23 protein-coding genes and 1 pseudogene are annotated in these 20,329 nt (G+C 61.3%); 13 read left to right on the top strand and 11 right to left on the bottom strand.

Features of this window, described 5'->3' with window-relative positions; all coding sequences use genetic code 11:
• Positions 1–10: 10 nt before the first annotated feature.
• Positions 11–1,402, top strand: coding sequence for a PLP-dependent aminotransferase family protein (locus ABVN19_RS03335; protein ID WP_028943697.1), 1,392 nt, complete (start codon positions 11–13; stop codon positions 1,400–1,402).
• 56 nt (positions 1,403–1,458) lie between these two features.
• Here the strand turns inward: ABVN19_RS03335 and ABVN19_RS03340 are convergent, their stop codons facing one another.
• The gene (locus tag ABVN19_RS03340) at positions 1,459–2,652 is read right to left on the bottom strand and encodes a benzoate/H(+) symporter BenE family transporter (protein WP_028943698.1); all 1,194 of its coding nucleotides are present in this window, start codon (positions 2,650–2,652) and stop codon (positions 1,459–1,461) included.
• Positions 2,653–2,797: 145 nt separating this feature from the next.
• Here ABVN19_RS03340 and ABVN19_RS03345 point away from each other — a divergent pair, with 145 nt between their 5' ends.
• The gene (locus tag ABVN19_RS03345) at positions 2,798–3,400 is read left to right on the top strand and encodes a glutathione S-transferase family protein (protein WP_105641740.1); all 603 of its coding nucleotides are present in this window, start codon (positions 2,798–2,800) and stop codon (positions 3,398–3,400) included.
• Between the two features lie 17 nt (positions 3,401–3,417).
• Here the strand turns inward: ABVN19_RS03345 and ABVN19_RS03350 are convergent, their stop codons facing one another.
• The 5 genes from ABVN19_RS03350 to ABVN19_RS03370 all read right to left on the bottom strand — a co-directional run bounded on the left by ABVN19_RS03350 (position 3,418) and on the right by ABVN19_RS03370 (position 6,057).
• Positions 3,418–3,786: a glutathione S-transferase N-terminal domain-containing protein gene (locus ABVN19_RS03350; RefSeq protein ID WP_028943700.1), complete on the bottom strand. Its 369-nt coding sequence runs from the start codon at positions 3,784–3,786 to the stop codon at positions 3,418–3,420.
• Positions 3,787–3,845: 59 nt separating this feature from the next.
• Positions 3,846–4,391 carry a GTP cyclohydrolase I FolE gene (folE, locus tag ABVN19_RS03355; protein ID WP_028943701.1) on the bottom strand — a complete coding sequence of 182 codons (546 nt, stop codon included), beginning with the start codon at positions 4,389–4,391 and terminating at the stop codon, positions 3,846–3,848.
• A 69-nt stretch (positions 4,392–4,460) separates the two neighbouring features.
• A complete protein-coding gene (locus ABVN19_RS03360) occupies positions 4,461–5,018 on the bottom strand; it encodes a Smr/MutS family protein (protein ID WP_028943702.1) in 558 nt (185 codons plus the stop codon).
• Between the two features lie 52 nt (positions 5,019–5,070).
• Positions 5,071–5,391 (bottom strand): hypothetical protein, encoded by a 321-nt coding sequence (locus ABVN19_RS03365; protein WP_105641741.1) that lies wholly within the window; start codon positions 5,389–5,391, stop codon positions 5,071–5,073.
• Between the two features lie 75 nt (positions 5,392–5,466).
• A complete protein-coding gene (locus ABVN19_RS03370) occupies positions 5,467–6,057 on the bottom strand; it encodes a cysteine hydrolase family protein (protein WP_028943704.1) in 591 nt (196 codons plus the stop codon).
• A gap of 189 nt (positions 6,058–6,246) precedes the next feature.
• On the opposite strand from ABVN19_RS03370, the gene prmB reads away from it, so the two are divergent.
• Complete coding sequence (gene prmB, locus ABVN19_RS03375; protein ID WP_105641742.1) at positions 6,247–7,155, top strand: 50S ribosomal protein L3 N(5)-glutamine methyltransferase; 909 nt, start codon at positions 6,247–6,249, stop codon at positions 7,153–7,155.
• Between the two features lie 56 nt (positions 7,156–7,211).
• On the opposite strand, the gene ABVN19_RS03380 is transcribed toward prmB, so the two are convergent.
• Together ABVN19_RS03380 and ABVN19_RS03385 are read right to left on the bottom strand one after the other, a co-directional pair.
• On the bottom strand, positions 7,212–8,003 hold the full coding sequence (locus ABVN19_RS03380; RefSeq protein ID WP_028943706.1) for a hypothetical protein: 792 nt from the start codon (positions 8,001–8,003) through the stop codon (positions 7,212–7,214).
• Positions 8,004–8,112: 109 nt separating this feature from the next.
• A pseudogene (locus ABVN19_RS03385) lies at positions 8,113–9,066 on the bottom strand (alpha/beta fold hydrolase); the annotation flags it as partial.
• A 133-nt stretch (positions 9,067–9,199) separates the two neighbouring features.
• Here ABVN19_RS03385 and aroC point away from each other — a divergent pair.
• The 3 genes from aroC to ABVN19_RS03400 are packed head-to-tail and all read left to right on the top strand — an operon-like array spanning position 9,200 to position 12,038.
• Positions 9,200–10,291, top strand: a complete 1,092-nt coding sequence (gene aroC / locus ABVN19_RS03390) for a chorismate synthase (RefSeq protein ID WP_028943708.1) — start codon at positions 9,200–9,202, stop codon at positions 10,289–10,291.
• Positions 10,292–10,329: 38 nt separating this feature from the next.
• Positions 10,330–11,478: an MFS transporter gene (locus tag ABVN19_RS03395; protein ID WP_105641744.1), complete on the top strand. Its 1,149-nt coding sequence runs from the start codon at positions 10,330–10,332 to the stop codon at positions 11,476–11,478.
• A gap of 41 nt (positions 11,479–11,519) precedes the next feature.
• The gene (locus ABVN19_RS03400; RefSeq protein WP_105641745.1) at positions 11,520–12,038 is read left to right on the top strand and encodes an acireductone dioxygenase; all 519 of its coding nucleotides are present in this window, start codon (positions 11,520–11,522) and stop codon (positions 12,036–12,038) included.
• A gap of 43 nt (positions 12,039–12,081) precedes the next feature.
• On the opposite strand, the gene ABVN19_RS03405 is transcribed toward ABVN19_RS03400, so the two are convergent.
• The gene (locus ABVN19_RS03405; protein ID WP_028943711.1) at positions 12,082–12,354 is read right to left on the bottom strand and encodes a DUF3509 domain-containing protein; all 273 of its coding nucleotides are present in this window, start codon (positions 12,352–12,354) and stop codon (positions 12,082–12,084) included.
• A 274-nt stretch (positions 12,355–12,628) separates the two neighbouring features.
• On the opposite strand from ABVN19_RS03405, the gene ABVN19_RS03410 reads away from it, so the two are divergent.
• Positions 12,629–13,153, top strand: coding sequence for an ankyrin repeat domain-containing protein (locus ABVN19_RS03410; RefSeq protein WP_028943712.1), 525 nt, complete (start codon positions 12,629–12,631; stop codon positions 13,151–13,153).
• Positions 13,154–13,213: 60 nt separating this feature from the next.
• On the top strand, positions 13,214–13,744 hold the full coding sequence (locus tag ABVN19_RS03415) for a hypothetical protein (RefSeq protein WP_105641746.1): 531 nt from the start codon (positions 13,214–13,216) through the stop codon (positions 13,742–13,744).
• Here ABVN19_RS03415 and ABVN19_RS03420 read toward each other — a convergent pair.
• The gene (locus ABVN19_RS03420; protein WP_028943714.1) at positions 13,741–14,682 is read right to left on the bottom strand and encodes a ZIP family metal transporter; all 942 of its coding nucleotides are present in this window, start codon (positions 14,680–14,682) and stop codon (positions 13,741–13,743) included. The two genes, ABVN19_RS03415 and ABVN19_RS03420, sit on opposite strands and share 4 nt — an antisense overlap.
• A gap of 129 nt (positions 14,683–14,811) precedes the next feature.
• Between ABVN19_RS03420 and ABVN19_RS03425 the strand changes: the two genes are divergently transcribed.
• Positions 14,812–15,003, top strand: a complete 192-nt coding sequence (locus ABVN19_RS03425; RefSeq protein WP_028943715.1) for a PLDc N-terminal domain-containing protein — start codon at positions 14,812–14,814, stop codon at positions 15,001–15,003.
• Between the two features lie 59 nt (positions 15,004–15,062).
• On the opposite strand, the gene ABVN19_RS03430 is transcribed toward ABVN19_RS03425, so the two are convergent.
• Complete coding sequence (locus ABVN19_RS03430; RefSeq protein ID WP_028943716.1) at positions 15,063–15,536, bottom strand: methylated-DNA--[protein]-cysteine S-methyltransferase; 474 nt, start codon at positions 15,534–15,536, stop codon at positions 15,063–15,065.
• Between the two features lie 232 nt (positions 15,537–15,768).
• Here ABVN19_RS03430 and ABVN19_RS03435 point away from each other — a divergent pair, with 232 nt between their 5' ends.
• From ABVN19_RS03435 to ABVN19_RS03450, 4 genes are all read left to right on the top strand, one after another.
• Positions 15,769–17,853 carry an LTA synthase family protein gene (locus ABVN19_RS03435; protein ID WP_028943717.1) on the top strand — a complete coding sequence of 695 codons (2,085 nt, stop codon included), beginning with the start codon at positions 15,769–15,771 and terminating at the stop codon, positions 17,851–17,853.
• A gap of 141 nt (positions 17,854–17,994) precedes the next feature.
• The gene (locus tag ABVN19_RS03440) at positions 17,995–18,231 is read left to right on the top strand and encodes a hypothetical protein (RefSeq protein WP_028943718.1); all 237 of its coding nucleotides are present in this window, start codon (positions 17,995–17,997) and stop codon (positions 18,229–18,231) included.
• 189 nt (positions 18,232–18,420) lie between these two features.
• Positions 18,421–18,753 (top strand): ribonuclease E inhibitor RraB, encoded by a 333-nt coding sequence (locus ABVN19_RS03445; protein ID WP_028943719.1) that lies wholly within the window; start codon positions 18,421–18,423, stop codon positions 18,751–18,753.
• A gap of 164 nt (positions 18,754–18,917) precedes the next feature.
• Positions 18,918–20,327, top strand: coding sequence for a circularly permuted type 2 ATP-grasp protein (locus tag ABVN19_RS03450; protein WP_028943720.1), 1,410 nt, complete (start codon positions 18,918–18,920; stop codon positions 20,325–20,327).
• Positions 20,328–20,329 lie beyond the last annotated feature (2 nt).

The following is a 20,329-nucleotide window of genomic DNA, read 5'->3' on the forward strand; positions in this document are numbered from 1 at the left end:
ACACTTCGCCATGAACTTGATGATCGACCGCCAATCAACGACGCCACTGGTGCAACAGCTGGCGACCCAATTGCAGGCCTGGATAGCGCAAAAGCGCTTGCGTCCTGGGAGTCGCTTGCCTTCGATCCGTCAGTTGGCACGGGAGCAGGGGCTCAGCCAGTCGTGCGTGATCGAGGCCTATGACCGGCTGGTGGCGGCAGGTTGCCTGGAGGCACGCCATGGCGCCGGTTTTTTTGTCGCTGAACACAGGCTGATCGAGCCGTTGTTCGACCAGCCATTACGCGATGAGGCGGTTGAGGGGCGATGGCAGCAATTCAGTGACGGCCATGCCGAGTTGCTCAACCTCTGCTGCGGCTGGGTGCCTTCCAGCTGGCGCGCCACCGACGCCATTGCCCTGGCGGTGCGCCAGGTCAGCCGTGGCGCGGTGGAGGACCTGATCGACTATTGCCCGCCGCTGGGATTGGCCAGCCTGCGTGCACAGTTGCACAAAGGGTTGGGGCAGATAGGTATCCAGGTTGGCCCGGAACAGATCCTCACCACCCAAGGTGCCAGCCATGCGCTCGATCTGCTCGTGCGGGCGCTGCTCAAGCCGGGAGACAAAGTGCTGGTGGAGCGCCCGGGCTACTACAATCTGTACCGCTTGCTACGCCAGCACCAGATCGAAATGCTGGAAGTGCCGCGAACCGCCAGTGGTCCGGACCTTCAGGTGCTGGAAGCCATGCTCGAGCGCCATCGCCCACGCTGCTTGTACATCAACAGCTTGTATCACAACCCCACCGGCAGCAGCCTGGCACCCAAGGTTGCCTATCGCCTGCTGGAACTGGCCCGTGAATACGATGTACAGATCATCGAAGACGATATCTATGCCGACTTCCAGGACGGCGCGGTGACACGCCTGGCCACGTTGGACGCCGAACAACGGGTAATCTACCTGGCCAGTTTCTCCAAGACTTTGAGCAGTTCGCTGCGGGTGGGTTACCTGGTGGCACCCCCTGCGCTGATCGCGCGCCTGGCCGAATTGAAGATGGTCACGGGCTTGGGGACCTCACGCTTTGCCGAGCAGGTGGTGGCGCAGATGCTGGCCACCGGGACGTACCGCAAAAGCGTGGCGCGCCTGCGCGTGCGTCTGGCCCAGCACATGGCCAAGGCGTTGGTGCAGTTGGAGGCTTCTGGTTGGGAGGTGTTCACCGAACCTTATGGCGGCATGTTTGTCTGGGCACGCAGTCCAGGCCGTGACTTTGCCTCGCTCACGCGTGAAGCGCAGGCCTGTTCGGTATTGCTGGCGTCGGGCAGTGCTTTCGATCCACTGGGGGCTGCCAGTGACTGGTTGCGGATAAACGTCGCCTACGCCCAGGATGAGCGGGCGCAAGCGTTCATGCAGCGCGCAGGGTGCTCCATGTAGGGCACCCTGCGCGATCGCGATCCAACCGTCGCATCGCATCGCGGGCAAGCCCGCTCCTACACAGTTTTGCGCCAGTTGAGAATCAGTAGCGTCAGCACGCCCGCGACGATCCCCCAGAACGCCGAGCCAATCGAGAACAAGGTGAAGCCCGACGCGGTCACCATGAAGGTGATCAGTGCAGCTTCCCGTTCCTTGGCCTCGTTCATGGCCACGGTCAGGCCGTTCATGATCGAGCCGAACAGGGCCAGGGCGGCAATCGAGAGCACCAATTCCTTGGGCAGCGCGGCGAACAGGGCGGCGAGGGTGGCGCCGAAGACGCCGGCAATGCCGTAGAAAATCCCGCACCACACGGCGGCGGTGTAGCGCTTGTTCGGGTCTTCATGGGCGTGGGGCCCGGTGCAGATGGCCGCGCTGATGGCGGCCAGGTTGATCCCGTGGGAGCCGAAGGGCGCCAGCACCAACGAGGCAAGGCCTGTCACCGAGATCAGCGGTGAGGCGGGTACCGAGTAACCGTCGGCGCGCAGCACGGCAACGCCGGGCATGTTCTGCGAGGTCATGGCCACCACGAACAAGGGGATACCGATGCTGATGGTAGCCGCCAGGGAAAAGCTTGGAGTGGTCCATACCGGCGTGGCCACCTCCAGGCTGAAGCCATTGAAGTCCAGCAGGCCCATTGTCCCCGACAGCGCGGTACCGACCACCAGCGCGGCGAGCACCGCATAGCGTGGCGACAGGCGCTTGATAATCAGGTAGCTGAAGAACATTCCCAGCACCAGTGTGGTCCGATGCTGCGCGGCAATGAAAATTTCGCTGCCGATCTTGAACAGGATGCCCGCCAGCAAGGCCGCCGCCAGCGAGGCGGGGATGCGCTTGACCAGGCGTTCAAAGCTACCGGTCAGGCCGCAGATTACCACCAGCACGGCGCAGGTGATGTAGGCACCGATGGCTTCGCCGTAGCTCACCCCACCCAGGCTGGTGATCAGCAGGGCGGCACCCGGTGTCGACCAGGCGACGGTAATGGGCGTGCGGTATCGCAACGACAGGCCAATGCTGCAGACGGCCATGCCGATCGACAGGGCCCAGATCCACGAGGAAATCTGCGCGCTGGTCAGGCCGGCGGCTTGTCCGGCCTGGAACATCAGCACCAGGGAACTGGTGTAGCCGGTCATCATGGCGATAAAACCGGCGACTACGGCCGAAGGGGAGGAGTCGGCCAACGGGCGCAATTGCGCAGAACTGGCGTCGGGCATGGGGCAATCCTTGTTCTGGGTGTAAGCAGATTTTTCAGACTACCGTGCAGGTCCTTGATCTTTGCCATACAGCAACCATTGCAATTAGCCGTACAGTCGCCAACTATGTGGGCGGGCACGTTTCAGCCATTGAATGGGGGAAGTGATGTACAAGGTTTACGGTGATTACCAGTCGGGCAACTGCTACAAGGTCAAGCTGATGTTGCATTTGCTCGACCTGCCCTATGAGTGGCACTCGGTGGATATTCTCAAGGGCGAGACGGAAACCCCGGCGTTCCTGGCCATGAACCCCAATGGCAAGGTACCGGTGCTCGAGCTCGAGGACGGTACTTACCTGTGGGAGTCCAACGCGATTCTCAACTTCCTCGCCGATGGCAGCGAGTACCTGCCTACCGAACCGCGTTTGCGTACCCAGGTGTTGCAGTGGCAGTTCTTCGAGCAGTACAGCCATGAGCCGTACATTGCCGTGGCGCGCTTCATCCAGTTTTACCTGGGGCTGCCACAAGAGCGCCTGGAGGAATACAAGACCTTGCACAAGGGCGGCTACAAGGCACTGCGGGTCATGGAGAAACAGCTGCAGTTAACGCCGTATCTGGTCGGGGATCGCTACTCGATCGCCGACGTTGCGCTCTATGCCTACACCCATGTCGCCCAGCAGGGCGGTTTCGACCTGGATGCGTATCCGGGCATCCAGGCATGGCTGGATCGAGTGGCCAGCCATCCCCGTCATGTGAGCATGATCGGCTAGCCGGCGCGGGTTGCCTGTCAGGCGGCGAAACGTTTGTTGAGGTAGTCGATGATCACCTTGGACTCGTACATCCAGGTGGTCTTGCCGTCTTCTTCGATACGCAGGCACGGCACTTTGACCTTGCCGCCTTCGGTGAGCAGGGTCTGGCGGTCCTGCTCATTGTTCTTGGCGTCTCGCAGGGTTACCGGCACGTTCAGGCGGTGCAGGGTGCGGCGGGTTTTCACGCAGAACGGGCAGGCGTGGAACTGATACAGGCTCAGGCTCTTGGCCTGTTGCTCGACCAGGGCCTGGGCGGCCGGGTCGCGCTTGAGTTTGGCCGGGCGGCTTGCCCAGTCGGCGAAAACGATCAACTGGCCAAGGCCCACACGCAGTGCTTTGACGATCATGGCAACTCCTCGGAATGAAAAAAGCCGACCTTCGAGGGTCGGCTTGCAAGCGTGCCCGATTACTTGATCAGGCTGAGAAACTCGCTGCGGGTCGCGGCGTTTTCGCGGAATTCGCCGAGCATCACCGAAGTGATCATGGTCGAGTTCTGCTTTTCCACACCGCGCATCATCATGCACATGTGCTTGGCTTCGATGACTACTGCCACGCCCAGGGCGCCGGTGACCTTCTGGATCGCCTCGGCCACCTGGCGGCTGAGGTTTTCCTGGATCTGCAGGCGACGTGCGTACATGTCGACGATACGGGCTACCTTGGAGAGGCCCAGGACCTTGCCATCGGGAATATAGGCCACATGGGCCTTGCCGATGAACGGCAGCATATGGTGCTCGCACAGCGAATACAGCTCGATGTCCTTGACCAGGACCATTTCGCTGTTGTCGGAGCTGAACAGGGCGCCGTTGGTCACTTCTTCGAGCGTTTGTTCATAACCGCGGCAAAGGTACTGCATGGCCTTCGCAGCCCGCTTGGGCGTGTCGAGCAGGCCCTCGCGGGAGACGTCCTCGCCGAGCTGGCCGAGGATAGCGGTGTAGTTCTGTTCCAGGGACATGGATCTACCTGTGGGAATTATCGCAAACGCGAAGGGTACGGCGGCTGTGGCGGCGCTGCAAGTACGGCGTTACTCGTCACGGCCTTCGAGCATGGTTCGTTTGAGCATCACATACACCGCGCCGGTGCCGCCGTGGCGGGCTTGGCACGAGGTAAAACCCAGAACCTGAGGGTGCTGACGCAGCCAGGTGTTGACGTGGCTTTTGATCATCGGCTTCTTGCCATCCAGGCGTACTGCCTTGCCGTGGGTGACGCGTACGCAGCGCACTTCAAAGCGGGTCGCCTCGGCGAGGAACGCCCACAGTGTTTCGCGGGCTTTTTCCACATTCATGCCATGCAGGTCAAGGCTGCCTTCAAAACCGATCTGGCCGGCTTTGAGCTTGCGCATCTGGCTTTCCTGGACGCCGTCACGGCTCCAATGCAGGTCATCTTCGGGGCCGACATCAATGACAAACTGGTCCGAGAGGCCGTCGATCACCGTCTGGTCGCTGCGTACCGTGGCGGCTTGGCGCAGGCCAGCTAATTGCTTGCGGTCGGCCTTGGGTTTGCCGACCTCGGCGCGATCATGCTTGATCGGCTTGACGCCGCGCATCTCGCTTTTGAACAGAGAAAAATCGTCGTCTTGCATGTAAGCCTCCGCCTGGGCGGCGTAGTTTACGCGACTCCCCCGCAGGTTGCAGTCAATCGTGTTTCTTCATCAGGTGGGGCGACAGGTTCAGTTCGCGGCTGCGCCGCAGGCGAAGACGGCTGCGACGCCAGAACCAGATACCCAGGTAAAGCAGCACCAGGCCAGCCGCGAGAATTACCGCGGCACCGGCCCGATTGGCATTGAGCTCGGCCAGCGCTTCCGGATTGCCCAGCAGGCTGGCGGCGCCAGCCATGGCCAGCAACACGCCCGCAGTGGCCAGCAACGCCGAAAAAGCCGCCGCCAGGCGAGCGCCCCAATTGCGTGGTTGACGCTGGCGCAAGCGCTTGGCATCGAAACCGTCGTTCAACTTCATGCCGATTCCTCTATGGATATCCGCAGTTGGACTCAAACGCCGCCAGCTGGTTCCGCCAGCCCGTCGGACGACCTGTCAAATCAGGCTGCTGGTCGGCGCCACGCAGGCGAAGTTGTCAGCCATGATCGCCATCTCGCTCTGCTGGATCTGCGCAGCGGCAATGACGCCATCCTTGAACGGCAGATCGCGGGTGGCGCACGCATCCTCGATCAGGGTGCAACGGTAACCATAGTCCTTCGCCCGGCGCACGGTGGTGCTGACGCTGGAGTGGCTCATGAATCCACAGACGATCAGGTCCAGGTGACCGTAGCTCTGCAGGGTTTCATGCAGCTTGGTGTTCTTGAAGGCGTTGGGCATGCGCTTCTCGATGATCACTTCGTCACCCTGGGGCTCGAGGCCCGGGATGAACTCGCCGCGCGAACCTTGGGGGTCGAACAGGCCGCCGACTGTGCCCAGGTGGCGCACGTGAATGATCGGCCGACCGGCCTTGCGGGCAGCCTCGAGCATTTTAGCGATGTTCTTCACAGCCTCGTCCATGCCAGACAGCGCCAGTGGACCGCTGAGGTACTCTTTTTGCGCGTCGATAATGACCAGGCTGGCATTGCTCAGTTTGGCCGGCGGATAGCCGCGGCCGCTGAGGTGGAACATCGTCGTTGGAACAGACATCAAGGGCTCCTTTGGATAGGGCTTTTCACCTATTGTCCCCTGCCTGAGCACTTATGTGAATCGCTTCGCGTACAAGCGGCGTGGTTAGTGGCCTGCAGCCACCCCGGCAATTCTCCTACGTGTCGTTTTCGGCGACCTTTTCTGTGACCGGGCTGTTAGAATTGCAGGTCGTCTTTCAAGGAGTCTGTCGTGATCACTTCTCGCCTGCGCACCCTGCGCGATCATATCCGTTGGGCTGTCAGCCGCTTCCATGAGCGTGGCCTGTTTTTCGGGCATGGCGCCGACAACGCCTGGGACGAGGCGCGTCTGCTGGTGCTGGGTTCGGTCCATCTGCCTTGGGAAGTTGCCGACAGCTACCTGGACTGCCAACTGGAGGATGACGAGTTGGTGCACCTGCAGCGCTTGCTCAAGCGACGCATCGAAGACCGTGTGCCCACCGCCTACCTGTTGGGGGAGGCGTGGTTCTGTGGCATGTCCTTCATCGTCGACGAGCGCGTGCTGATTCCGCGCTCGCCCATTGGCGAACTGATCGAAAAGCGCTTCGAGCCGTGGCTGGCCAGCGAGCCTGCGCGCATTCTTGACTTGTGCACTGGTTCCGGCTGCATCGGCATCGTCAGTGCCGAGGTGTTCCCGGACGCCGAAGTGGTACTGGCCGACTTGTCGTTCGAAGCGCTGGAGGTGGCCAATCAGAACATCGAACGCCATGGTCTGGAGGAACGTGTCTACACCGTTCAGGGCGACGGCTTCGAAGGATTGCCGGGGCAGCGTTTCGACCTGATCCTGTCCAATCCGCCGTATGTCGATGCCGAGGATTTCGCCGACATGCCTGAGGAGTATCACCACGAGCCCGAGTTGGGCCTGGCCTGTGGCAACGATGGCCTGGACCTGGTACGGCGCATGCTGGCCGAGGCCGCCGACCACCTGACTGAAAAAGGCTTGCTGATCGTTGAAGTGGGCAACAGCCAGGTTCACGTCCAGGCACTTTATCCAGAAGTGGATTTTGCCTGGCTGGAGTTCGAACGCGGTGGACACGGGGTGTTCATGCTCACGGCGGATCAGTGCCGGAAGCATCAGGGATTGTTTGCTTCGAAAGTGTAAGGTTTGATCGCGGGGCAAGCCCGCTCCTGCAGGAGCGGGTTTGCCCCGCGCTGCGTTCAGCGGTGGGTGGCGATCCAGATCAACAGTCCGGCCTGGAACACAGCGAACGCCACCAGGCAGGTGATGGTGAATCGCAGGCCGCTGTCTTCACGACGGTACTTGCTTACCCGCTCATCGCGTTCGCGCAGTTGTGCTTCTTTTTCCTGCAGGGTCTGTTCAGCCTGCTGAAGCATTTGCGCAGCCTCAAGTATCTCCACGCGCTGAACTTTCTCGGTGCTCCAGCCGCCCTTGAGCTCACCGACCTGCAGCTCGACGTAGCGCCCCTTCAGGTGCTGGGCGTCCGCGTACTCCACTGCCAGGCCGTGACTGTTCAAAACATGATCGCGGCGCAGGCGGGTGTCATCGTTCAACGCATCCTTGTTCGCCAGCGCGCCGCCTTCAACGCGGTAGTGCGACCATTTGCGCTGCGCCCAGCTCACCGCGTGGGCGAGCATGAAGCGCCCAAGGCCACGGTTGAGCGGCTCGATCTGCAGGCCACTGTCGGGGCCGATGTGTACGCGCTTTTCCAGGTGGTCGACCCAGATGTCCAGATGGTTCTGTTCCTTGCGCACTTTTTGTCCGGGCAACTGGATCGCCATGCGCAACAAGCTGGTGTCCTTGTTGTGCCGCTCGGCATACCCGTACTGTACAAAGCGCAGGGGCCGTGCGCCGCAGTTGCGGTCGGTCGGTAGCGGCGCCAGGCGCAGCATCTGGAAATGCTCCGGGGTCACATCTGCCCAAGGCAGTGGGGCGGGTTCCGGCGCTTCCTCTTGGGTGTCGGGGGCGTCCTGGGGGGCGGCTTCAGTCATCATGGCGATCCTCTTGTGCGCAGCAGGCTGGACACAATCACGATGCCAGCACCGGCTTTATCGGCAGGATCGCCCGGGACTGGAGACACAATTTCGGTGAATGCCGTTCAGGCAGCCTGTGGATAAAGTCGACGATCCGCTCTCCGAGTTCGCTGGCTTGTGGCAATTTCGGATTCAGGTAACTGTCACGTTGCTGGCTGGCATCGGCAGGGGCAATGCGCAGCATGTGGTTCATACCCTGGATCAGTGCCAGCTCGGCGTCCGGCTTGGCGGCCTTGAGGCGTTCGGCATTGCTGACATCGACCTGGACATCATGGGTGCCCTGGACAATCAACGCCGGCACCTTCACCTTGCCAAACGCTATGGCCGGATGCTGGCGAAACAGCGAGATCAGGTAAGGCTGCACCGAGGCACGCAATAGGTCCCGCAGGGGTGGTGGGACATCGAGCGTCGTGTGACCAGCCTTGAGCGCATCGAGGGCCTTGGCAGCAGCCGGCTTGTAGCGTGGCGCCAGGCGGTCGACCAGTTGCGCCCGCATGACCTCGTCGACCGGCCGGCCGCTGCCCGCCACGCTGATCAGCGCGCTGGCACCGCCGGGGCCTGCGGCAAGGCTGGCGATCAGCGCGCCTTCACTGTGACCGAGCAGGATCAAGGAGCCGAAGCGAGGGTCGGCCTTGAGCTTGCGACTCCAGGCCACCGCATCGGCGACATAGCCTTCAACGCTCAGGTCGCGTTCATCTGGCGTGGCCGCCTGGCTCGCGGCCACACCGCGTTTGTCATAGCGCACGCTGGCGATGCGATTTTTCGCCAGCACCAGGGCCAGTTGCCTGAGGTTGTCGGTGTTGGCGCCGTCGGGATTGTTGCCATTGCGATCGGTCGGCCCGGAGCCTGGAATGATCAGCACCACCGGCGGCGGCTCCTCGGTACGCGGCAACAGCAAGCTGCCGTACAGCGTGCCGCTACCCGTATCGAGGCTGATCGGGCGCTGCAGCACCGTGGGGGCGGAGGCCTGGGCCAGGCCGCTGAACAGCAGGGCGACTATCGCAAGTACGCGCAACATCATGAGGCCACTATCGGGAAGGTGGAGTTTGGACCGGGGGTGTGGCAGAAGGTTCGCCGTCAGGGATGAACTGAATGGTTAGCCTGCGTATACTGGCGGCCTTGTTCAAATCAGGCTGATTCGCGGAGCGTCCTGCATGTCCGGCAATACCTACGGCAAGCTGTTCACTGTCACCACCGCTGGCGAGAGCCATGGTCCGGCGTTGGTCGCCATTGTCGACGGCTGTCCGCCGGGCCTGGAGATCTCGCTGGCCGACCTGCAGCACGACCTTGACCGGCGCAAGCCCGGCACCAGCCGGCACACCACCCAACGCCAGGAAGCCGATGAAGTCGAAATTCTGTCGGGCGTGTTCGAGGGGCGTACCACGGGCTGCTCGATTGGCCTGCTGATCCGCAACACCGACCAGAAGTCCAAGGACTACTCGGCGATCAAGGACCTGTTCCGCCCGGCCCACGCCGACTACACCTACCACCACAAGTACGGTGAGCGCGACTACCGTGGCGGCGGCCGCAGCTCGGCACGCGAAACCGCCATGCGCGTGGCGGCCGGTGCCATTGCCAAGAAGTACCTGGCGACCCAGGGCATCCAGATCCGCGGCTACATGAGCCAGCTCGGCCCGATCGAAATCCCGTTCAAGACCTGGGATTCGGTCGAGCAGAATGCCTTCTTCAGTCCTGATCCCGACAAGGTCCCGGAGCTGGAGGCCTATATGGACCAGCTTCGCCGGGACCAGGACTCGGTAGGTGCCAAGATCACCGTGGTCGCCGAAGGCGTCATGCCAGGCCTGGGCGAGCCGATCTTCGACCGCCTGGACGCAGAGCTCGCCCATGCCCTCATGAGCATCAATGCGGTCAAGGGCGTCGAGATCGGCGCCGGTTTCGCCAGCGTCGCCCAGCGCGGTACCGAGCATCGCGACGAGATGACCCCCGAAGGTTTTCTCAGCAATAACGCCGGCGGTATTCTCGGCGGGATTTCCTCCGGCCAGCCAATCGTTGCCCACCTGGCCTTGAAGCCGACGTCGAGCATCACTACGCCGGGTCGCTCCATCGACATCCACGGCAATCCGGTGGAAGTGATCACCAAGGGCCGTCACGACCCGTGCGTCGGCATCCGTGCAACACCTATCGCCGAAGCAATGATGGCCATCGTGTTGATGGATCACCTGCTGCGTCATCGCGGGCAGAATGCCGATGTGAAAGTCGCCACGCCGGTGCTGGGCCAACTGTAATGCCGGCACTTGCCAATCGCGCCGCGGCTTGCTGAGTCGTGGCGCCGATTCCCTACTGGCGGTTGTCCAGTTTCTACCTGTTCTACTTTGCCTTGCTCGGTTCCACAGCGCCTTTTCTGGCGCTGTATTTCGATCACCTGGGCTTTTCCAGTGCGCGTATCGGCGAGTTGGTCGCCATCCCCATGCTCATGCGTTGTATTGCCCCCAACCTCTGGGGCTGGCTGGGTGATCGCAGCGGTCAGCGCCTGCTGATCGTGCGCCTGGGGGCGCTGGCCACGCTGGCGACCTTTTCCTTGATCTTCTTCGGCAAGAGCTATGCCTGGCTGGCGCTGGTGATGGCGCTGCATGCCTTCTTCTGGCATGCAGTGTTGCCGCAGTTCGAAGTCATTACTCTGGCCCATCTACAGGGCCAGACCTCTCGCTACAGCCAGATTCGGTTATGGGGATCGATCGGTTTCATTCTGACTGTGGTTGGCCTGGGGCGTTTGTTCGATGGCCTGAGCCTGGATGTCTATCCGCTGGCGCTGGTGATCATCATGGCCGGCATTGTGCTGGCGAGCCTGTGGGTGCCGAACGCCCAGCCGCCTGGGCAGAACGAACGCAGCAGCGGGGGAGGCTTCCTCAAGCAACTGACCCGTCCGGGTGTAGCGGCGTTTTACACTTGTGTGGCGCTGATGCAACTCAGTCACGGCCCGTACTACACCTTCCTGACATTGCACCTGGAGCACCTGGGCTACAGCCGCGGCATCATCGGCATGCTCTGGGCCCTGGGGGTTGTTGCCGAGGTGCTGATGTTCCTGGCCATGAGCTGGATCCTGGCCCGCGTGTCGTTGCGCCGGGTGCTGATGGCCAGTTTTGCCCTGGCTGCCCTGCGCTGGCTGCTGCTGGGCAATTTTGCCGAGCATTTGGGCGTGCTGCTGTTTGCCCAACTGCTTCACGCGGCCACGTTCGGCAGTTTCCATGCCGCCGCTATCGCCTTTGTGCAGCGCAGTTTTGGTGCGCGCCAGCAGGGGCAAGGACAGGCCTTGTACGCTGCCCTGGCCGGGACTGGTGGTGCGCTGGGTGCGTTGTATTCGGGCTACAGCTGGAACCTGCTGGGTGCGGCTACCACCTTTAGTATTGCCAGCGTCGCCGCCCTGGCGGCAGCCGTTATCATTGCAACTCGAATGAAAGAGGACAGGGCTTGAGCCTTGGCCGTGACCATTGGCCGGAATAAGGAGTTGCCCCGATGAGCAGCCTGACCGTGTATCACCAGTCCACCCCGGATATCCCGAACAAAGTCCTGACCCATCTTGAAGATATCGCTGCCACCCTGGCTGAGCGGGGCGTGCGCTTCGAGCGTTGGCAGGCGCAGGCACCGCTACAGTCGGGTGCCAGCCATGAAGAGGTGATTGCTGCCTATCGGCAAGATATCGATGCCTTGATGACCGAGCGCGGCTACGCTGGCGTCGATGTTGTCCGCGAAGTAGAGGCCAGCTTGCTCGACGAGCACACCCGGGACGAGGACCTGGTGCGCTTTTTCGCTGCCGGCCGTGGCTTGTTCACCCTGCATATCGACGACTACATCTATGCGGTGCTGTGCGAGAAGAATGACCTGATTTGTGTGCCGGCAGGCACTCGCCATTGGGTCGATATGGGCGAGGAGCCACGATTTGTGGCGATCGCCCTGGGCAGCAGCCAAGAGGGCGGGGGGGTGACGTTTACCGGCGAGAAGTTCGCTGAACGGTTTCCCCGGCTAGACGATTGAAAATAGCGGGGCAAGTCGAGACATTGCCCCGCGCTGCATTCACTCACCGATACGTCGGCAACGCAAACCGCTGCTGGCTCTGCAGCATCGAAATCACTGGCAACTCACTGGCCTGTTCGGCCAAGTCGCGGCGAATGGCACTGATGGCCCAGGACAGCTGTTCGGCACAGTGCAACTGGCCGTACGACAGCGAGCGCTTGATCTGTTTGCCATCGGCCGCACGCAACGTCAGCAGAATGCCGCCGTCGGGGCGCGGCTGGGTGGTCACGTCATAGGCGGAGAATACCGAGGCGAATTTTTCCTGGATGAGGTCCATATCAGCTCCTGACTGTAGATGGCAGACATGGAGGGATGAGTGCAGTGACCGTGCCAGTTCTGTGTTTTGTAAAAAATCCATTAAAAACAGTGACTTGAAATAACTATTCAAAATTTTTGCCGTGCATTCTGCAGGGTCGTGCAGTTTGCACAGTGCATTTTGCATGATGACTTGGCCAATAGATTTACGCTGTCGTGGCAATGACTTATCTGACATTGACCTGGAGCTGTGGGTGACAAAGACTTGGGCTTTACCGGCCACCAGGAGGTTCCCCATGTCTGATCCACATACGCCCGTGCAGATGAATGATGACGAAGCGGCGGAGTTTGCCGAACAGGTATTCGATCGTGCCCGACAGGGCGATGCCAGCATGCTCGACCGCCTGCTGGAAAAAGGCCTGCCGGTTGACCTGCGCAATGGCAATGGCGATACCTTGTTGATGCTCGCCAGCTATCACGGCCACCAGGAAGCAGTGCGGGTGCTGCTGAACCATGGCGCCGACCCGCAGATCGCCAACGATAAGGGCCAGTTGCCGATCGCCGGCGCGGCATTCAAGGGCAACCTGGAGATGATTCAGTTGTTGCTGGAGCAGGGCGCGCAAGTCGACGCTACCTCGGCTGATGGACGCACCGCACTGATGCTGGCCGCCATGTTCAACCGCACGAGCATCGTCGAGTACCTGCTGGGCAAAGGTGCCGATCCTGCGCACCGGGATGCCCAGGGCACCACGGCACTCGCAGCGGCCCAGACCATGGGTGCCACTGACACTGCTGCGCAGCTGCAGGCGCTGCTCGGTTAACCCCCAGGGGCCTTTTGCGGCTATCCTTGGCGACTTTTTTTATCGTCGCAGGGCCCCTTCATGAAATCCCAACTGGTCGAACTCATCGGCAAAATCAGCGCTGGCTGCATGCGCGAAGACGATATCGAGCGTATCGCCGACGAAGCCGCCCAGGCCTACGCCGACCCCCAAGCCTTCCTCGCCGCCAACCCGGACATCAACTACGACGACAGTTTTCCATTCCCCCTGGGTGAATGGATCATCGTCGGCAGCTTGCCGGACACTGTGCTGTTCCAGGCCGATACCTACCAGGACCTGTTCGCCCAGATCGTCGACTCTTTCGACAAGAGCGTCCCGTTCAATCTCAAGCCCAAGCAATTGGCCAAGGTCGAGCCGTTGACTGCACTCAATCGCATTCAGGTGCAGATGGGGGCGATGAACAAGGAGGCGGGGGGCTATGTGCTAATGAACTTCAGCCAGTTGCTTGATGATGAGCTACAGATGGTGCTGGTCGGCAACGATGACCTGTCGCGGGTGCTGGAGCTGTGCGCCGAAGCGGGAATTGCCGCAGCGCCTGCATTGGAGGCGCTGCGGGTGGCGGTACACGTTTAACCCAACGCGGTATCGAGGAACATCATTACGGCAAAGCCGCCCATCAAGCCGAGGGTGGCTGAGGTCTGGTGGCCGTTGCGGTGTGTTTCCGGGATCACCTCGTGGGACACCACGAAGATCATCGCGCCGGCCGCCAGGCCCATGCTCACGGGGTAGGCAATGGCAAAACCGGTGGAAATGCCCAGACCGATGACCGCGCCAATGGGTTCCATCAGCCCGGAACCAATGGCCACCAGCGCCGCTTTCAGGGTTGAAAGCCCGGTGGCGCGCAGGGCCAGGGCTACCGCCAGGCCTTCGGGAATGTCCTGGATGGCGATGGCGCTGGTCAGCGGCAGTCCGACATTAAGATCCCCATTGGCAAAGCTCACACCGATAGCCATGCCTTCGGGCAGGTTATGCAAGGTGATCGCCAGCACGAACAGCCACACCCGATTGATCCGTTCGGCTTGCGGCCCGCAAGGGCCGGTGCTTTCGTGTTCGTGCGGGGTGAAGCGGTCAAGGCCCAGCATCAACAAGACCCCAAGGCCCATGCCGACCACCACCGTCAGCGCTGCGTAGGGACCGTTGCCGGTGATCTCGCGGGCGGCGTCCAGGCCCGGCAGTATCAGCGAGAAAGAACTGGCGGCGAGCATCATGCCGGCGGCAAAGCCAAGCATCACGTCCTGGCTACGAGCGCTGACTTCACGCAGTACCACAGCCATGATCGCGCCCAGTGCCGTAGCGGCAAACCCCGCAAGGCCGCCGAGCATGGCCATATGCAGGTTTTCCTGGTGGTCGCCGTGTACGGCGTTCCAGGCGCTGGCCAGCAACAGGCCGAGTACCACCACCAGGCTCAGGCCCAATCCGGCGCTCAGCCAGGGTGTGGTTTGCGCCTGTTGCAACCATGCGCTCCAGAGGGAAATCGGAGCTGGGCCGCTGGAGCTTTGGACGGGGGGCATAAAGACCTCACTGAAACAGTTCGATGGATCGAGTGTAACCAGCGTTGTCACGGCGCAGCCAACGAAACGCCTCTATGAGGCTTATAGCCAGCTATTCTTCTGGGCAGACGCGATCAAGGGAGCGAGACCATGGGTTCCACCTTCAATGGCCTGGTAGGCCTGATTATCCTCGCGCTGGATATCTGGGCGATCATCAATGTGGTCAAAAGCGGTGCCGGCACGGGGGCCAAGATCCTCTGGATTCTGTTGATCCTGCTGCTGCCGGTGCTCGGCCTGATTATCTGGGCAATTGCCGGACCGCGAGGGAATGTGCGGTTGTAATCGTATCGCGAGGCAAGCCCGCGCGTGTACGAGCGGGCTTGTCTCGCGACTCCTGTTCTTCAAATCAACCATGCCCCTTCGAGCTCCAGCAATAGTTGCTTGCGCTCGACACCCCCGGCATACCCCGTCAACGTCCCGTTGCTGCCGATCACCCGGTGACACGGCACGATGATCGAGATCGGGTTGGCACCGTTGGCGGTACCGACTGCACGAACGGCCCGCGGGCGCTTGATCTGCTGCGCCAGGTCGCCGTAGCTGCAGGTCGTACCGTAGGGAATGCGTTGCAGGGCAGCCCAGACCTCGCGCTGAAACGCTGTGCCCTGGGGTGCCAGATCGACCTGGAACTGCTCCCGTGTGCCGGCAAAGTATTCATCCAGCTGACGCGCCACCTCATCCAGTTGATTGCCCGCAAGCTGCCATTGGGTTGGCAGTTCCCAAGGCTGCGCGGCGTCCATGTGGACCAGGTGCAGTCCATGTTCATCTGCCGCCAGTAACAGCGGGCCGAGCGGGCTGGGCAGGTAGCGGTAATACATGACAGGAAGCCGGTTGCCGGAGTAATAGGTAAAGATACCGCACACCGCGGACTTGTCATCATCGGTAACGCCAGCGGCAGGCAGGACAACGAAATTTTCACATTCGATTATGGAAAATCCGCGCGCGCAATTATCCATTCGCCGAATGGCCGTGCATTGCCCTCGGGTTTAGTGCACATTTGCCGATTCGTTTTTTCGCCTTCTTGAATCAATCCTAGGGATCTTCCAATCGATGGCTAACACGGACGCCTTGAGTGACCAGCGGGCTGCGTCGCGCCCGCTGCAACCAACGCTAAAATCGCACCTGGCCTACACGCTGCTGTGCGGCCTGGCGATCATGCTGATGCTCAGCCTGGTACGCCTGGCACTGCTGATCTACAACAGCGACATGATTGGCGACACGCCGATGTCCACCGTCGCCGAGGGCTTCCTCAATGGTTTGCGTTTCGACCTGCGGGTCGTGGTGTACCTGAGCATCCCGCTGCTGCTGGCCATCCTCAGTGCCCGCGCCATGGCCGCCCGTGGCCTGTTCCGCGCATGGTTGACCATCGCCTCGAGCATCGTGATGTTCCTGGGCCTGATGGAGCTGGACTTCTACCGCGAGTTTCACCAGCGTCTCAACGGCCTGGTATTCCAGTACGTGAAGGAAGATCCCAAGACCGTCCTGAGCATGCTCTGGTACGGCTTCCCGGTGGTGCGCTACCTGTTGGCATGGATTATCGGTACCTGGCTGCTGAGCCTTGTGTTCAAGGGCATCGACCGCCTGACCCGTCCGCACGGCGCCTATGAAAGCAAAGTGGCCGGTAGCCGCAGCGTGGCGCCCTGGTATGTGCGCGGCGTGGTGTTCTTCATGATCCTGCTGGTCGCGGTCATCGCTGCCCGCGGCACCCTGCGCCAAGGCCCGCCCATGCGTTGGGGCGATGCCTTCACCACCGATTCGAACTTCGTCAACCAGCTGGGTCTCAACGGCACTTTGACCTTGATCGATGCGGCCAAGAGCCGGTTCGGTGAAGACCGTGCCAACATCTGGAAGTCGACCATCGAGCAAGGCCTGGCCACCCAGACCGTGCGCGACATGCTGCTGACCGACAACGACAAGCTGGTCGATGCCGACAGCGCCGCCGTGCGCCGTGACTTCACTCCGCCGGCCAACAATACCCTGCCGATCAAGAACGTCGTGGTGATCCTGATGGAGAGCTTCGCCGGCCACTCGGTGGGCGCATTGGGCAGCCCGAACAACATCACCCCGTACTTTGACAAACTGGCGAAGGAAGGCCTGCTTTTCGACCGCTTCTTCTCCAACGGTACCCATACCCACCAGGGCATGTTCGCCACCATGGCCTGCTACCCGAACCTGCCAGGTTTCGAGTACCTGATGCAGACCCCCGAAGGCGGCCACAAGTTGTCCGGCCTGCCGGCCTTGCTCAGCGCCCGTGATTACGACGATGTCTATGTCTACAACGGCGACTTTGCCTGGGATAACCAGTCGGGCTTCTTCGGCAACCAGGGCATGACCACCTTCATCGGCCGCAATGACTTCGTCAACCCGGTGTTCTCCGACCCGACCTGGGGTGTGTCCGACCAGGACATGTTTGACCGAGGCGCCGAAGAGCTGGCCAAGAACTATGGCAAGAAGCCGTTCTATGCGCTGTTGCAAACCCTGTCCAACCACACGCCATACGCGCTGCCCAAGGATCTGCCGGTAGAACCTGTGACCGGCCAGGGCCGCCTTGATCAGCACCTGACCGCCATGCGCTACTCCGACTGGGCCCTGGGCCAGTTCTTCGAGAAGGCGCGCAAAGAGCCGTACTTCAACGAAACCCTGTTCGTTATCGTTGGTGACCATGGCTTTGGCAACCACCAGCAAGTGACCGAGCTGGACCTGGGGCGTTTCAACGTACCGCTGCTGCTGATTGCCCCCGGCATTCAGGAGAAGTTCGGTGCGGTGAACCACGCCGTGGGCACCCAGATCGACATCGTGCCGACCATCATGGGCCGCCTGGGCGGCGAAACCCGTCACCAGTGCTGGGGCCGTGACCTGCTCAACCTGCCGGCTGGCGATGAGGGCTTCGGCATGATCAAGCCTTCGGGCAGCGAGCAGGTTGTCGGCCTGGTCAAGGGCGATCGTATTCTGATCGAGTCCAAGGACATGTCGCCGCGCATGTACCGCTACGAGCTGGGCGCCAACTTCAAGGCCGAGCTGATCGAAAGCCCGGACCAGAAGGACCTGACCCACAAGCTTGAGTCGTTCATCCAGACCGCCACCAAGAGCCTGCTGGACAACACCGCAGGTGTCGTTCACGGCACGCCTGAGTAAGTGCGAGTGCTGTACTGAAAAAAGAGGCCCCCGGGCCTCTTTTTTTTGCCGATGACGCGCAGCGGCTGAACATTCACCCGTGCTGCGGGTCAACGGAAGGTAAGCCGATTCACCCTGAGTGTCCGTACTGAGGAGAATCCAATGAAAGCGTGGGAAATTACGTTTGTTGATCAAAAAGGCGAGCGTACCTCGCTGCCCGTCACCTGTGAGCAACAGCCCAGTGTCGAAGAGGCCGCGCGGCTGATTCGTTCCCACCTCTTTCCAGTCATGGACGAACTGGATCTCAATGATTTCCAGGACCGTGCTACTGCACCCACCGCCAAATGGCTCAAAGAGCAGAGCGGTGTGGAGATCACCGCGATCACGGAAAAGCCCTGAACCGGCTGTTTTCTGGCACATATGTCAACTTGACGCTACGCTGCAATCAAGGTCGGGCCGTTATTTGCAACAGCCTGGGCTTGCCGATCCACGTCATGCATCAGCTCGAATTGCCCCCGCACGGCTTGTGTGGCGGGCAGGTGCGTTTTGCACTGAAAGTCTATCCATCGGTAGTGAGGAGGACGATTCATGAGCAGCCAATACGAGGACATCAGCAGCACCGTATTGCGACAGATGAAAGAGGGCGGCTTCAACTTCGCCCAGATTCATCCCATCGAGTTTTATGCGGTATTTCCCGATGAGGCACGGGCACGACGGGCAGCAGGACAGTTTCGCGGGGAGTCGCTCAGCGCACAGGTGCGCGAACGCGATGACGGTGCCTGGCACCTGGAGTTGAGCAAAGTGATGTATGCCACCTATGGCGGTATTGACGAATTCGAGCAGGACTTCGAAGCGGTGATTGCGCCGTTGGGTGGGGAGATCGAAGGCTGGGGCGTGAAACAGGAACGCCCGCTGGCCTGAACAACGCTTCGCAATGAAGCGTTGGATGCAACGAAAGCGAAGCGGTTGCACAGACTTGGTGCAACCGCTTTGCGTTTCAAATACAACCTATTGAAATCCAAGGAATTATGCCGCTGGCACGGGGCTTGCGATAGCTCAGGTGCACGGGTGACAAGGAGTTCGGCATGATCCGCACCTTTTATGACGAGATGTACAGCGCAGACGGCCACGTCCGTCCGCACTACCGGGAATTCGCCCGCTGGTTGGCCGATACCCCGCCTGAACTGCTGGCGCAACGTCGGCGCGAAGCCGACCTGCTGTTTCACCGCGCCGGCATCACGTTCACCCTCTACGGCGACGAGCAGGGCACCGAGCGCCTGATCCCCTTCGACACTATTCCCCGTAGCATCCCGGCCAGTGAGTGGCGGGTGGTGGAGCGTGGCTGTATACAGCGGGTCAAGGCGCTCAACCTGTTCCTGGCCGACCTCTACCACGGCCAGCGGATCATCCGCGCCGGAATCATTCCCGCCGAACAAGTGCTGGCCAACGAGCAATACCAGTTGGCAATGCAGGGGCTGGACCTGCACCGCGATATCTATGCGCATATCTCCGGGGTCGACCTGGTGCGCGATGGCGACGGCAGCTACTACGTGCTCGAAGACAACCTGCGTACTCCCAGTGGCGTGAGCTACATGCTGGAAGACCGCAAGATGATGATGCGGCTGTTCCCCGAATTGTTCGCGGCCCAGCGCATTGCGCCGATCGACCACTATCCCAACCTGCTGCTCGACACCCTCAAAAGCGCCAGCCCTCTGGATAACCCAAGCGTGGTGGTACTCACCCCCGGGCGTTTCAACAGTGCATTTTTTGAACATGCCTTCCTGGCCCGGGAGATGGGCGTCGAACTGGTCGAGGGGGCGGATCTGTTCGTGCGTGACGAGCGGGTATTCATGCGCACCACCGACGGTCCCAAGGCGGTGGATGTGATCTACCGGCGCCTGGACGATGCCTTCCTTGATCCGCTGGCCTTCAATCCCGAGTCGATGCTTGGGGTGCCAGGGCTGCTCTCGGCCTATCGTTGCGGCAATGTGGTGCTGGCCAATGCCATCGGTACCGGGGTAGCCGACGACAAGTCGATCTACCCCTACGTCACCGACATGATCCGCTTCTATCTGGACGAAGAGCCCATTCTCAAGAACGTGCCGACCTGGCAGTGTCGCAAGCCCGAAGAACTGTCGCACGTGCTGGCGCACCTGCCGGAGCTGGTGGTCAAGGAAACCCAGGGCTCGGGCGGCTACGGCATGCTGGTGGGGCCTGCATCGACCCGTGCTGAAATTGAAGCCTTTGCCGCACGAATCAAGGCCCGGCCCGCGGCCTATATCGCCCAGCCGACGCTGTCGTTGTCGACCTGCCCGACCTTCGTGGAAAACGGTATTGCGCCGCGTCACATCGACCTGCGTCCCTTCGTGCTCAGTGGGCGGGAAACCCGTGTGGTGCCCGGCGGCCTGACCCGGGTGGCGTTGCGTGAAGGTTCGCTGGTGGTCAACTCCTCCCAGGGCGGCGGAACCAAGGACACCTGGGTGGTCGAGGATTAAGT

The sequence above is a fragment of the Pseudomonas vranovensis genome, assembly GCF_040438935.1.
GTDB classification, from domain to species: Bacteria; Pseudomonadota; Gammaproteobacteria; order Pseudomonadales; family Pseudomonadaceae; genus Aquipseudomonas; species Aquipseudomonas vranovensis.